This window comes from Actinomadura fibrosa (assembly GCF_900659615.1).
Classification (GTDB): domain Bacteria; phylum Actinomycetota; class Actinomycetes; order Streptosporangiales; family Streptosporangiaceae; genus Spirillospora; species Spirillospora fibrosa.
Map to the genome: position 1 here is coordinate 16,928 of NZ_CAACUY010000108.1, position 12,913 is coordinate 29,840.

Here is a 12,913-nt window from a genome sequence, read left to right on the forward strand (position 1 = left end):
CGACGGTACGTGTGCTCCTCGAAATAGGCCAGCACGATCACCGCCGGATCGCGCCGACGGCGGGAATCCAGCGGACCGTTCCCGTCCCGTCCGCCACGGCGCGGCATGTTCGGGACCGGAGGCGAGCCGGAACGGGAACGGCCTCACCTCTGCTTCGCACTCGGGACCGGCCCGGATGAAGATCCTCAGGTGATCTCGAGGAGCTTCTCCCGGACGGCGTACACGACGGCCTCCATCCGCGAGTGCAGCTGGAGCTTCTCCAGGATGTTGCGGACGTGGTTCTTCACGGTGTTCTCGGAGATGAACAGCTCGCGGGCGATCTCCCGGTTGCCGAGGCCGCGGGCGACGAGCCGCAGCACCTCCATCTCGCGCTCGGTGAGCCGGGGCGCGGGGACCTGCTGGGTGCGCTCCTCGCTGCGCTTGGCCAGCGACGCGAACTCCGTGATCAGCTTCGACGCCATCGAGGGGCTGATGAGCGACTGCCCGCCGTGGACGGCCCGGACGGCCTGCGGGACCTCGTCGATGGAGATCTCCTTGAGCAGGTAGCCGCTGGCCCCGGCCTTGATCGCCTCGAAGAGGTCCTCCTCCTCGTCGCTGATGGTCAGCATGACGATCTTGGCGCTGGGCGCGGCGTCCTTGATGGCCGTGCACGCCTCGATACCGCTGCGGCGGGGCATCCGGATGTCCATGAGCACGACGTCGGGCAGCAGGTCGCCGGCCATCTGGACCGCCTCGTGCCCGTCGCCGCCCTCCCCGATGACCTCGATGTCGTCCTCGCCCTGGAGGACCATCTCCAGGCCCCGGCGGAAGAGCGCGTGGTCGTCGACGATGAGCACGCGGATCGGATCGGCCGCTCCGGCCGGCTCCGCCGCCTCCCGTCCGGCGGAGGCCGCACCTGCGCCGGCCTGACGGGGTACGGCCGCGGCGCCGCGAGCCTCGGGATTCTCGCTCACCTGAGTCGCGGCGTGGAGGAGACGCCGCTTCCCCCCTTCACTGTCAGTGATCTAGGCCTTCGGAGGGTCAGCTCCCGGGGTCGCCCCCGGCGGGGTCTTGCCTGACCGGAGACGGCTCCGGGTCGTTCGGGTGAATCGTCATGCCTAACTGCTGCCGGCACCGGGATGGTTCCCGGTAAAGGGCGGGGAAACCCGGATCGCCCCGGACCGGCGCCGACGCGGAGCGGTGGCCGGACGGTGGGCACGGCCCGGCGAGCCCGCGCGGGCTCGACCGTCCAGACCACCGCGTCCGCTGATCGGCTGGCACGCCTTTTCAGATCATTACATGTTCCGGGCGGTGACGTGACGCAAGTGCCGCATCACTCTTCGACGAGCCTGATGACTCCGTAGTCCCATCCCCTTCTCCGGTAGACGACCGAGGGGTGGCCAGTGGCCTTGTCGCGGTAGAGGAAGAAGTCGTGCCCCACGAGCTCCATCTCGAAGAGCGCCTGCTCGATGCCCATCTGCTCGGCCTTGTGGAACTTCTCGCGGACGACGACGGGCCCGTCGCCCTCCATGGGGATCGGGACGAGGTGCTCGTCCATCCCGGCCTCGCGGGCGGGCTCGTACTCGTCCTCGACCGTGGCCGTCGCCTGGGGAGCCTGCTCCAGCACGGGCTCGACCGCCGGTTCGGGCATCGGCTCCATCGTGACGTGCTTGGCGCGGGACTTGCCGCCGTGGGCCTTCCGCCGGTCGCAGTCGCGGCGGAGCCGGGACTCCAGCTTGTCGAGCGCCAGGTCAAGGGCGCCGTAGCGGTCGTCGGCCGCGGCCTCGGCCCGGATCACCGGGCCCCGGGACCGGATCGTCAGCTCCACCCGTTCCCGCTGGTCGGCGAGCCGTGGGTTACGTTCCTCGGACACCTCCACGTCCACGCGGATGACCTTGCTGTTGAGCCGTTCGATCTTCGTCAGCTTGTTGTCGACGTGCCGACGGAACCTGTCGTTGATGTCGGTGTGCCGGCCCCTCACGATGATGTCCACGCGGGACCCCCCTTCTCCCGGTTGCGATCCTCGCCCGCTCCGGGGCTCCTGATAGCCCCGGACGGGCACCACAGCACGGTGGGTCGCACCCGCCCGGCCGACCTGGTCTTCGTCCCCACATCCGCCTGCTGAGGGGCTCGCGGCGCTCTCGCCACTACTGCCCTTCTCCCGGTTCGAGAGATGTCGGATCCCTCGACGGGGCAGGACTTACCTCTAAGGCGCACCGTGATCGGTCGACGAGAAGTCGCCTTACGTGGGCCGTTTCGCCTGCGCCTGGCATCGGCTTGCCGGACCGCCTGCCGTGCTCCTGACGAGCACCGCGATGCTCCTGACGAGCACTGCGATCCGACGCAACCACGGACCCGGGCGGGTGCCATGTCAGGAACGCTAACCCCTTACGCCACGAATGTCAGGGGGGTGGAGCGAGGAAAAACTCACCCACCGTCATCGACGGGCCTCGCAGCGGGGTCTCCAGGCCCCGTCGAGACATCCGTCACATGCCGTGAAGCCCCCCTCCCACTGGGGTTCCATGGTCCACGCACCCGCAGGTCAGATCCTTCTGACCCGCGAGTGAGTTTGAGAAGATCTACGGCTCCCATGACAGCGCGTGACTCGACTAACGCCCCACAATCCCCCCAAGTCCGACCAACTCGGACATCCTCAGCTACACAAGGTGACTTCTCACGCAAACCCCCCTCCCACCGAAGAAAGTCACCCCCAGGAGGTACTGCGCAGCGACAGCGTCAACGGCCAACGACAACCAAGCGCCAACCGCCCAGCCCCCAGCGACGGCAACCAAGCACCGACCGCTCAGCAACCAACACGACACCAACACCACTCACCCCCCTCCAGACACCCACCACTCACCGCCCTCCGGTCACCGCCCCTCCGGTCATCGCCCCCTGCCGTTATCGCCCCTCCGGTCATCGCTCTCCGGAGGTCACCGTTCTTCGCAAGGGGGTGGCGGCGACCGTGGCTGCGGCGAGCACGTCGGCTCCAGCGGCTCGCAGTGCACGCGCCGCCTCGTCCAGCGTGGCCCCGGTAGTGATCACGTCATCGACGAGCAGAACCGAGCGTCCGCCCATTGCCACCTGCGGATCCACCACCAGCGCCCCGGCAAGGTTCACCGCCCGCTCGTCCACCGTGAGAGCGGCCTGGTCGGCGACCCGGCGCCGCTGCCGCAGTGCGTCCAGCCCCACTATGTGGAGGCCGTCCTCCCGCAGCCGCTGCACGGCGACCTTCGCCATCGCTCCCAGCGGGTCGTGTCCGCGCCGCCGCACGGCCTTCCGGGCCGAAGGGATGGCGACGATCACCACCTCAGCGCCGCCGGCTCGCGGGCTCCGGTCGGGAGGCGCCCGCCAAGCGGTGAGAGCTCCTTGGACGGCCCGCGCCAGTGCCTCTCCCAGAGGGACCGCCAGCGCCGTCCGTCCGCGCTCCTTATGAGCGTTCAACGCCGTCCGGACAGCGCTCTCGTAGGCCGCCACCGTCCACACAGCCAATCCGCAACCGTCATCCGCGGACGGACGCGTTGCAGGATCGGGCGAGTGGGGTACTGCCGGAGTGAGGGGGCGATGGATCGCGTGTCGGGGAGCTCTCGCCGTGACTCTGGGTACCGGATAGGGCGGACCTTGGAGCGGCGCTCCGCAGGCGGCGCAGAGGAGGCCCGGCGCCTCCCCGCAGCCGGCGCAGCGCTCGGGAAGGAGCAGGTCGACCAGTTCATCGAGGATGTTCATGCCATCGACGATGCCCGCGCCGCCCTCCGTCCCTCCACCGAACGAGAAACTGTGGATAACTTCGCCCCACCGCGAACCGCGCCGCACTACGCGATCACCGCGACAACGGCCCCACCCGCACGCTGAGGGACTACTCGTGCTGAGGTAGCCGCGCGCTGGGGTGGCCACTCCACTCCGCCCTATCCACCCGCCCACGCCGTCCGCGCGCGTGACGATCCGCTTCTTGATGCTCTTGACCTGCCCGACGGGCATGCGATCCGTCCGCGCGCGTGAGGGTCCGCCCGTACCGGGGCAGTCGCGTCCGTCGATGAGATGCCCATGCCAGGACGGCCATCCGCGCCAGGGCGGCCATCCGCGCCAGGGCGGCCGTCCACGCCAGGGCGGTCGCCCGCTGGGAGGGCGGTCGCGGGGTCGGGGGGGCCATTTGGCGCTGGGATAGCCGCCTGCACCTGGTTCGTCCGCGCGCGAGGATTCTGCTTGTGCCGGGGCAAGTGCATCCGCGATGAAGCGCTTGAACGAGGGCATCGCCTGCGTGACGGCGGTCGCGGCTCAGGTGGGCGCCTTTCTGCGCCGACCCCGGGCCGTCTGCACTGCGCCCGTTTGCGCGTGTGAGGGTTTGCCTGTGTCGGCGTAGTCGCGTCGGTGGTCAGACGCCCAGGCCAGGGCGGCCGTCTGCGCTGTGGCTGACGTGGAGGTAGTCGTGCGCTGGACGGCCGCCCGTACTGGATAGCTGCCTGTGCCCGGCAATCGCGCGCGTGCAGGCAATCACGCGCGTGCAGGCGATCACGCGCGTGCAGGCGGTCGTGCGTGTAGGCGGTCGTGCGTGTAGGCGATCGTGTGCTTGCCGGGGTGGTTGGGCTGGTGGCGGCTGCATTTGGGGCAGCTATGGGGTGGGGTATCCGCGTGGGTTGTGTTCGCGCGTTGTTGTGGGGGTGGTTGGTCAGGGGGTTTGGAAGTAGTGGCCCTTTTCTAGGTCTTCCAGGAGGCCTGGACCGGTCGGGTGCCAGTTCAGTTGCTCGCGGGTCTGGGTGCTGGAGGCGGGGCCGTCGATGGCCAGGAAGGGGGACAACCAGCCGAAGTGCTCGTCCGCGTCCTGTGGGGGGACGGAGGTGACGGGTAGGTCGAGGTGACGGCCGATCACTTCGGCTATGGCGCGGGTCGGGATGCCCTCTTCGGCGGTCGCGTGCAGGACTGAGCCCGCCGGGGCCTGCTCCAGGGCCAGCCGGAACAGGTGCGCGGCGTCGGATCGGTGGACGGCGGGCCAGCGGTTGGAGCCGTCGCCGATGTGGCCGGAGACGCCCTTGGCGCGGGCGATGTCGACCAGGGTCGCGATGAAGCCCTTGTCGCCGTCGCCGTGCACGGTGGGTGGGAGGCGCACGATGGAGGGGCGGACGTCGCGGGAGGCGAGGGAAACCGTCATCTGCGCGGTGGCCTGGCGGGGGTTGGCTTCGCCGGGTTGGGCGGGGTCCAGGCCGTCCTGTTCGGTTGCAAGGCGTCCAGGGGCGAGTCCCAGGGTTCCGGACGCGATGACCAGGGGACGGCCGGAGCCCGCCAGGGCCTCGCCGAGGGCCTCGATGGCGCGGCGGTCGGCGGTGACGGCGTCGTCGAAGCGGCCCGCGAAGGCGATGTCGTGCTTGAACGCCAGGTGGATCACGCCGTCGGACGCGGTGGCGGCGTCTCGCAGGGTGTCGAGGTCGTCGAGGGTGCCGCGGCGGACCTGGGCGCCGGCGGTGTCGAGGGCGGCGGCCGAGGCGTCCGAGCGTGCCAGGCCGACGACCTCGTGGCCGGCGCCGATCAGTTCGGGGACGACCGCGGAGCCGATCCAGCCGGATGCGCCGGTGACGAAAACGCGCATGTCAGGAAACCTCCAGGTAGCTCGGCCGTCCAGGGGACGGTCGATGTCAGTGACTGTCGTCAGGCTACCAGCGATGTCATGAACTGTCATCAACTAGGATCGGGGGCATGGGGCGATGGGAGCCGGACGCGCGTGGTCGGCTTGAGCAGGCGGCGCTGGAGCTGTACGGCGAACGCGGTTACGAGAAGACGACGGTGGCCGAGATCGCCCAACGTGCCGGGGTCACGGAGCGGACGTTCTTCCGGCATTACGCCGACAAGCGGGAGGTCCTGTTCGCGGGGTCCGGGCTTCTCCGGGATCTCCTGGTGAAGGCCATCGCCGAGGCTCCTGAGGGTGCCTCGCCGCTCGATGCCGCGACCGCGGCCCTGGAAGCCGTCGGCGGCGTCTTCGAGGAGCGCCGCGAGCATGCGCGGCGGCGTCAGGTGATCATTGATGCGAATCCGGAGCTGCGGGAGCGGGAGCTGATCAAGCTCGCGTCGCTCGCCTCGGCGGCCGCCGAGGCTCTGCGCGAGCGGGGGGTGGCCGAGCCCGTGGCGAGCCTGACCGCCGAGACGGGCATCGCGGTCTTCAAGGTCGCGTTCGCGCGCTGGATCGACGGAACCGGTGGGAGCGGGTTGTCGCCGTTCATTCGGGAATCGCTTGGTGAGCTTCGGGCTCTGACCGGAACCTCCCGCCACGCGGTAGGGCGTCCCTAAGAGCAACCGGGTTGATCGTCAGCCTGGGTAGCTGGGGTCTCGGCCGGGGGTGGGGCAGATCCATTCGCTGAAGGACTTGTCGACCTGGCGCTGGCGGCAGACCTGGTCCTTGTTGCTGGAGCGGGTGCCGATGAGGACGGGGGCGCCGGGGGCGGCGGCGATGGTGCGGGGGTCGCCCAGGGCGCCGACGCCGAGGGACGTGATGGCGCTGCCGCTGACGGGCATCAGGTACGGCAGGTTCAGCGAGTCGCCCTTCTTGCGGCCGAGGACGGCGAGGGTGCCGTAGTCGCGCCAGGCGAGGTCGACGGCGTCCTGGAGCTCGGAGCTGACGGGGAGGAACGAGCCGACGTCGAGGGAGCCGTCGGCGGCGCGGGCGATGCGGCCGATCTGGACCTGGAGGCGGCCGTCGATGCGGACGATGACCGCGGCGCGGACGCCGTCGCGGGCGACGCGGAAGGCGAGGACCTGGCGGCCGCCGAGGCCCCAGTGGGCGGCGAGGACGGGCGGCCTGTTGCGCTGGCGGACCCAGAGGCGCGACTGGTCGGTCTTGCTCTCGACCGTCCAGAGGGTGCCGTCGGGGCTCCAGGACGGGGCGGTGAAGCGGGCGCCGCGGCCCGCGGTGAGCAGCGGACGGGCGGCGGGGGCGCCGGTGAGCGGGCCGGCGATGAAGAGCCGGTCGCCCTTGGAGCCGAGGCCGGCGAGTTCCTGGTAGTCGGGGGCGACGGCGGGGCGGGAGAGGCGGCCCGCGGGGCCGGTGACGACGGGCTGGGCGTGGTCGTCCTCCAGGGCGCCGAGGAAGCCGGACGCGCCGACGAGGTAGGCGGTCTGGTCGGACTGGCCGCTGGTGGTGCGGCCGTCGGGCGAGTTGCCGGCCCAGCCGCCGACGGGCTGGGTGGAGTCGCCGCCGTCGGGCGCGACGGTCTCGCCGGCGATGCGGAGCCGGAACCGCTTGATGCCGGAGAGCTGCCGCAGGGTCCAGCTGAGCTGGGCGGACATGCGTTCGACGCTGCCGCCGCGGGCCTGGCTCGTGAGGTCGACGACGGCGACGTCCTTGTCGACGTCGAGGCGGCGCAGGCGGGTTCCGGTGGGGAAGGCGCTCTGGACGGCGCCGTTCAGCCAGGAGGTCGGGCCGGTGAGGAGGGCTTGGACGAGCTGGGCGGGCAGGGTCTCGCGGTCCACCACGGGGAGGAAGATGCCGTTGGGGACGAGGTTGTCGCGGCCTGGGGCGTAGAAGTACAGGTTGACGGGGCGCATGGCGCGCTCGACGTCGTCCTTGGTGAGAAGCAGGCCGGACTTCTCCTCGCCGGGCAGGTTCGTGATGCGCCAGGCGCCTTGGGGGTTCTTGGCGAGCTGGAAGGTGGCGTCGAGGTCCTTGGGGGCGGCGGTGTACTGGCCGTCGGAGCTGATGGTGCCGAGCTGGGCGCCGGTGACGCGGACGGTGGCCTGCTCGTCGGTCGCCTTGAGGATGTCGGGGCCGAAGATGCGGCTCTGGAGGACGGTCACGTAGGGGCGGAGGCCGGGTTTCCAGGAGTTCTGCGGGCTGAGGTACTCCCGGGCGACCTCGTGGTCGTCGTCGAAGCTCGCGGACGCGGCCAGGAAACCGGAGACGATCTCGTCGGGCCCCCAGCTCGCGCGGGGGCGGACGGGGATCAGCCGGACGTAGGGGTCGTCGACGCGTTCGGCGCCTTCGGCGGGTTTGCCCGTGACGACCTGCCCGCCGCCGGGGACGGTGGCGCAGCCGGTTCCGAGGGTGAGGAGGGCCGCCGCGAGTGCCGCCGTCCGGAGGCGCTTCGCCGCCGGACGCGGGGGTGGGGTTGCTCGGTGCCCCATGGTCAGTCTCCCGCCTCCAGCTCGGCGAAGAGGGGGCGCGCGTCGCCGGCCCCGGGCGGGACGAGCGGCAGCGGGGAGCCCCGGAGCTCGGCCCCGGCGACGCGGGGCAGGGACAGGCGGAACTGGGATCCGTTGCCGGGTTCGCCCCAGGCCTGGAGCCAGCCGCCGTGGAGCTGGGCGTCCTCCCGGGAGATGGACAGGCCGAGGCCGGTGCCGCCGGTGGTGCGGGCGCGGGCGGGGTCGGCGCGCCAGAAACGGTCGAAGACCATCTGGCCCTCGCCGGGTTTGAGGCCGACGCCGTGGTCGCGGACGGCGACGGCGACGGCGTCGCGGTCGGCGGCGACGGAGACGACGATGTCCTCGCCTTCGCCGTGCTCGACGGCGTTGACGAGGAGGTTGCGGAGAATGCGCTCGACCCTGCGGCGGTCGACCTCGGCCATGCAGGGTTCGCCGGGGAGCTGGAGGACGACCTTGCTGCCCTTGCGCTCGGCGAGGCCCTGGATGTCGCCGACGACGCGGAGGACGAGGTCGCGCATGTCGAGGGACTCGGCGTCCAGGGTGGCGGCTCCGGCGTCGTGGCGGCTGATCTCCAGCAGGTCGGCGAGCAGGGACTCGAAGCGTTCGAGCTGGCTCTGGAGGAGTTCGGCGGAGCGGCCGACGGCGGGGTCGTCGAAGGTGTCGCGGCTCTCGTAGAGCATGTCCGCGGCGATCCTGATGGTGGTCAGGGGGGTGCGGAGCTCGTGCGAGACGTCCGAGACGAACTGGCGCTGGACCTGGGACAGGTCCTCCAGCTCACCGATCTTGTCCTGGAGGTTGGCGGCCATGTCGTTGAAGGAGCGGGCGAGGCGGGCGAGGTCGTCCTCGCCGCGGACGCGCATGCGCTCTTCGAGGCGTCCGGCCGCGAGCCGCTGGGCGCCCTGGGCGGCGAGCCGCACGGGGATGACGACCTGGCGGGTCACGAGGGAGGCGATCGCGGCGAGGAGGAGCACGAGGACGATGCCCACCCCGGCCATGGAGCGGCCGACGTTGGTCAGGGTGCGCTGCTCCTGTTCGAGGGGGAACAGGTAGTACAGCTCGTACTGGCCCGTGCGGCCGCCCACGATGAGGCCGCGTTCGGAGGGGCGGTCGCCGACGTAGGAGAGCTTGCCGTAGGTGTAGGCACGCGATCCGGCCGGTGCGTGGCGGAGCTCGTCGCGGAGCCTGCGCGGGACGCTCTCCTCGCGGAGTTCGTTGGTGGCGTATCCGTCGAAGTACTGCTCGGTGGTGTCGCGGATGTACACCTCGTACAGCCCGGACGGGCCGCTTCTGGCCTTGAGCCGGTTGACCATGGCGTTCAGGCGGTTGTCGTCCTCGGAGGTGGTGCCGAGGTCGCGTTGCACCTGGGCGAGGCCTTCGTCGAGCTGGAGGCGGGCGGCCTTGACCTTGCCGTCCATCAGCGCGGACGAGACCTGCTGCATGAGGAACGCGCCGAGGATCGCGACGACGATCGCCGAGATGAACAGTGTGGAGGTGACCACGCGTACCTGGATGGAGCGGCGCCAGCGCGCGTAGCCGCGCCGGGCGGTGCCGCGCAGCACGCGGCGCACCCCGCGCAGCCCGCGCCGGGTGACCCGCTTCGCTCGGTCCAGGGAGAGGTTCATGGGCGGTCGGTGGGTGGACGCAGGGGCTCGGTCATCGGCGTGCCGCTCCGGGGGTCGCGGGGGATCCGGGCGAGCGGGTCCGTGTCCTCAGTGGGGCGGCCCCGGACGTTCCGGGGCCTTCGCCCGGCGTGCTCGGTCAGGCGGGACCGGCCTTGTAGCCGACACCGCGCACGGTGACGACGATCTCGGGCCGCTCCGGGTCTTTCTCGATCTTGGCGCGGAGCCGCTGGACGTGGACGTTGACGAGGCGCGTGTCGGCGGCGTGCCGGTAGCCCCAGACCTGCTCCAGCAGGACCTCGCGGGTGAAGACCTGGCGCGGCTTGCGGGCCAGGGCGACGAGGAGGTCGAACTCCAGCGGGGTCAGCGGGATGTGCCGGTCGCCGCGCTTGACCGAGTGCCCGGCGACGTCGATGGTGATGTCGCCGATCTGCAGGGTCTCGGGCGCGGGTTCGTCGGTGCGCCGCAGGCGCGCGCGCACGCGCGCCACCAGCTCCTTGGGCTTGAACGGCTTCACGATGTAGTCGTCGGCGCCCGATTCGAGGCCGAGGACGACGTCGACGGTGTCGCTCTTGGCCGTCAGCATGACGATCGGGACGCCGGACTCGGCGCGGATCTGCCGGCAGACGTCGATGCCGTCCGCGCCGGGCAGCATCAGGTCGAGCAGCACGAGGTCGGGCCGGGTCTCCCGGAACGCCTCGAGCGCCTTGTCGCCGTCGTGGACGAACGACGGCTCGAAGCCCTCGCCCCTCAGCACGATGCCGAGCATCTCGGCGAGCGCGAGATCGTCGTCGACGACCAGTACACGTCCTCTCATGGCCCTCATCGTCACAAAGTCGGGGTTCGGTGGAGGGGGGTGATCCCCACCTCGCCAGGGAGAGACAAGCCTTGGCGTGCAAGGTTACCTGCGTTTGCCTCGTACATGACTCTCCTCGGCGGCCGGGGGCGGACCCGCGGGGACTCCGCGCGCGCCGTCCGCCTTACACCATCCTTATACAAAGGGCGGATTGTACGGGTGACTCGCGGACATCACGCGGCACTTCGGCCGAGTCGGCGGTATCCGCGGGCTCAGGTCGCGCTTCCCGGTATAGATCGCCACCAACACGGTCAGGCACGGCATTCGCGGCAGGCTGCCCGTGACAGGATGACCTGACCGGGCGCCCCGAGCGGAGGGCGCCGGAGACCCCCGCCGCGGATCGCAGGGAGCCAAGATGCCGGGACCGGACGGCTGGGACGACGTGGACGGCGCCGTCCCGTTCCGCCCCATGTCCATCTCGGAGCTGCTGGACGGGGCCATCGCGGGGCTGCGGCGGCGCCCGCGCACGATCCTCGGCCTGTCCGCCGCGATCAGCACGGTGATCCAGGTGGCGAGCTCGGTCGTCGCCTACTACCTCGTCGGGACGAACGCGCGCGAGGAGGTGACGCCGGGCGTGCTGCTGCGCTCGTTCGGCGCGCAGGTCACCCTCGGCGCCGTCGGGCTGGTGCTGTCGGCCTACGGGATCCTGCTGCTGGCGGGCCTGCTGGGGCCGGTCCTCGGCCGGGAGATGATGGGTCTGCCGATCCCGCCGGGCCAGGTGTGGCGGGACGTCCGGCCGCGGCTCGGCCGGCTGGCGGCGACCGCCGGGGCCGTCATGGCGGTGTCGCTGCTGGCCCTGGTCGTTCCGGTCGTGCCGTTCTTCGCGCTGGTGGCCGTGAACGCGCATCCGGCGCTGGGCGTGGTGGCCGCGCTGCTGGGCTTCCCGCTCGGCATCGGGCTGATGGTGTGGCTGTACATCCTGCTCGTCCAGGCCGTCCCGGCCGTGGTCCTGGAGCGGGAGACGGTCTCGGGGGCGCTGCGGCGGGCGTGGACGCTGTCCAAGGGCAGGTGGTGGCGCACCTGCGGGACGCTCCTGCTGGCCCTCCTGGTAACCGTGTTCATGGGGTTCTTCGCCCTGCGCATCCCGTTCCTGCTGGTGCAGCTCGCCGTGTTCGGCACGGAGCCGGACGGCGGCGCGGAGGTGGCCGCGCTCGCCTGGGACACGCTCGGCCGCATCGTGAGCTGGTCGGTGGTGCTGCCGTTCGACGCGGGCGTGATCACGCTGCTCTACATGGACCGGCGGATGCGCCGCGAGGGCCTCGACCTCGACCTGCGGCTGCGGGGCCGCTCGGCCGCCGTCGAGGACTTCGCCGGCGTGTGGCGTCCCGCCCCCTCGACGCGCTCCCAGACTCCGCCCCCGGCTGGGCCGCACGCGCCACCCTCGACGGGGTCGTACGCGCAGCCTCCACCTGGATACGCGCCACCTCCGCCTGGATACGCGTCGCCTCCGCCTGGGTACGCGTCGCCTCCACCTGGGTACGCGTCGCCTCCGCCGGGGCCGTACGCGACGCCACCGGCGGGGTCCCAAGGTCCTCCCCCGGCGGCGGCCTGGCCGGAAGGCGGTGCGCGACCGTGATGCTGGAACCCCCGATCGGACGGGACGAGGCCCGCGAGGCGGCCCGCCGCGAGCTCGACAAGCAGATCTACGAGCGGGACACGCCGTCCTGGCTGGAGCGGACCTGGGACCGCTTCGCCGACTGGCTCCGCGACCTGTTCAGCCATGCCGGGCAGCCGAACGCGCACGGCAACGGCGGCGGCTGGATGTCGATAGCGATCATCATCGTGATCCTGGTCGCCGCGATCGCCCTGGTCGTGTGGCTGATGTGGGGGCGCGGCAACCTGCGGTCCCGCCGGGCGCCGCTGCTGGAGGACGAGCCGTCCACGGCCCTCGACCACCGGGAGGCGGCCGAGCGGCACGCCGCGGCGGGCGAGTGGGCCGAGGCGATCCGGGAGCGGCTGCGCGCGATCGCCCGCGACCTGGAGGAGCGGGCGGTGCTCGGGCCGCGGCCCGGCCGGACGGCCGACGAGCTGGCCGCCGAGGCGGGCGCGGCGGTGCCGGAGCTGGCGGACGAGCTGCGCGCCGGCGTCCTGATCTTCGATGACGTCTGGTACGGCGACCGGCCCGGCACGCCGGACGGCTACGGGCGCCTCAGGGCGCTGGACGAGCGGTTGCAGGCGGCGCGTCCGAAGCCCCTGGAGTCCGACGACCTGGCCCCCGCGGGCGCCGCGGCGGGCGCCGGGACGGGCTCCGCGGCAGGGGCCGACGAGGACGGAGGCCCGCGATGGTGATCCAGTCGCCGCCCCGGGGCACCGGACCGGCCGCCGGCGCGTCCGG

General features: G+C 71.8%; 10 protein-coding genes. 3 read left to right on the forward strand and 7 right to left on the reverse strand.

The window, feature by feature from the left end; translation table 11 throughout:
• Positions 1 to 185 precede the first annotated feature (185 nt).
• The 4 genes from E1300_RS28875 to E1300_RS28890 form a co-directional block, all read right to left on the reverse strand.
• Positions 186 to 836: a response regulator gene (locus E1300_RS28875; RefSeq protein ID WP_242619455.1), complete on the reverse strand. Its 651-nt coding sequence runs from the start codon at positions 834 to 836 to the stop codon at positions 186 to 188.
• A gap of 476 nt (positions 837 to 1,312) precedes the next feature.
• Complete coding sequence (hpf, locus tag E1300_RS28880) at positions 1,313 to 1,972, reverse strand: ribosome hibernation-promoting factor, HPF/YfiA family (protein ID WP_131760247.1); 660 nt, start codon at positions 1,970 to 1,972, stop codon at positions 1,313 to 1,315.
• A gap of 923 nt (positions 1,973 to 2,895) precedes the next feature.
• Entirely contained in the window at positions 2,896 to 3,285 is a 390-nt protein-coding gene (locus tag E1300_RS52805; protein WP_242619456.1) for a ComF family protein, read from the reverse strand.
• Between the two features lie 1,360 nt (positions 3,286 to 4,645).
• Positions 4,646 to 5,560 carry an SDR family oxidoreductase gene (locus tag E1300_RS28890; RefSeq protein WP_131760248.1) on the reverse strand — a complete coding sequence of 305 codons (915 nt, stop codon included), beginning with the start codon at positions 5,558 to 5,560 and terminating at the stop codon, positions 4,646 to 4,648.
• A 107-nt stretch (positions 5,561 to 5,667) separates the two neighbouring features.
• Here E1300_RS28890 and E1300_RS28895 point away from each other — a divergent pair, with 107 nt between their 5' ends.
• A complete protein-coding gene (locus tag E1300_RS28895) occupies positions 5,668 to 6,255 on the forward strand; it encodes a TetR/AcrR family transcriptional regulator (protein WP_131760249.1) in 588 nt (195 codons plus the stop codon).
• Between the two features lie 18 nt (positions 6,256 to 6,273).
• Here the strand turns inward: E1300_RS28895 and E1300_RS28900 are convergent, their stop codons facing one another.
• The 3 genes from E1300_RS28900 to mtrA all read right to left on the reverse strand — a co-directional run bounded on the left by E1300_RS28900 (position 6,274) and on the right by mtrA (position 10,539).
• Positions 6,274 to 8,085: an LpqB family beta-propeller domain-containing protein gene (locus E1300_RS28900; RefSeq protein WP_131760250.1), complete on the reverse strand. Its 1,812-nt coding sequence runs from the start codon at positions 8,083 to 8,085 to the stop codon at positions 6,274 to 6,276.
• A gap of 2 nt (positions 8,086 to 8,087) precedes the next feature.
• On the reverse strand, positions 8,088 to 9,725 hold the full coding sequence (gene mtrB, locus E1300_RS28905; RefSeq protein ID WP_131760251.1) for an MtrAB system histidine kinase MtrB: 1,638 nt from the start codon (positions 9,723 to 9,725) through the stop codon (positions 8,088 to 8,090).
• A gap of 136 nt (positions 9,726 to 9,861) precedes the next feature.
• On the reverse strand, positions 9,862 to 10,539 hold the full coding sequence (gene mtrA, locus E1300_RS28910; protein ID WP_021598338.1) for an MtrAB system response regulator MtrA: 678 nt from the start codon (positions 10,537 to 10,539) through the stop codon (positions 9,862 to 9,864).
• A gap of 394 nt (positions 10,540 to 10,933) precedes the next feature.
• Here mtrA and E1300_RS28915 point away from each other — a divergent pair, with 394 nt between their 5' ends.
• Together E1300_RS28915 and E1300_RS28925 are read left to right on the forward strand one after the other, a co-directional pair.
• Positions 10,934 to 12,154 (forward strand): glycerophosphoryl diester phosphodiesterase membrane domain-containing protein, encoded by a 1,221-nt coding sequence (locus E1300_RS28915; RefSeq protein WP_207400010.1) that lies wholly within the window; start codon positions 10,934 to 10,936, stop codon positions 12,152 to 12,154.
• Positions 12,154 to 12,867: a DUF4129 domain-containing protein gene (locus tag E1300_RS28925; protein ID WP_131760254.1), complete on the forward strand. Its 714-nt coding sequence runs from the start codon at positions 12,154 to 12,156 to the stop codon at positions 12,865 to 12,867. The genes E1300_RS28915 and E1300_RS28925 overlap by 1 nt, the downstream gene beginning before the upstream one ends.
• The last annotated feature ends 46 nt before the right edge of the window (positions 12,868 to 12,913 follow it).

Bases quoted from the DNA above. Each gene is read 5' to 3' on its own strand.
- E1300_RS28890 (WP_131760248.1), bottom strand. From the start codon at position 5,560: ATGCGCGTTTTCGTCACCGGCGCATCCGGCTGGATCGGCTCCGCGGTC.
- E1300_RS28895 (WP_131760249.1), top strand. From the start codon at position 5,668: ATGGGGCGATGGGAGCCGGACGCGCGTGGTCGGCTTGAGCAGGCGGCG.
- E1300_RS28900 (WP_131760250.1), bottom strand. From the start codon at position 8,085: ATGGGGCACCGAGCAACCCCACCCCCGCGTCCGGCGGCGAAGCGCCTC.
- mtrB (WP_131760251.1), bottom strand. From the start codon at position 9,725: ATGAACCTCTCCCTGGACCGAGCGAAGCGGGTCACCCGGCGCGGGCTG.
- mtrA (WP_021598338.1), bottom strand. From the start codon at position 10,539: ATGAGAGGACGTGTACTGGTCGTCGACGACGATCTCGCGCTCGCCGAG.
- E1300_RS28915 (WP_207400010.1), top strand. From the start codon at position 10,934: ATGCCGGGACCGGACGGCTGGGACGACGTGGACGGCGCCGTCCCGTTC.
- E1300_RS28925 (WP_131760254.1), top strand. From the start codon at position 12,154: ATGCTGGAACCCCCGATCGGACGGGACGAGGCCCGCGAGGCGGCCCGC.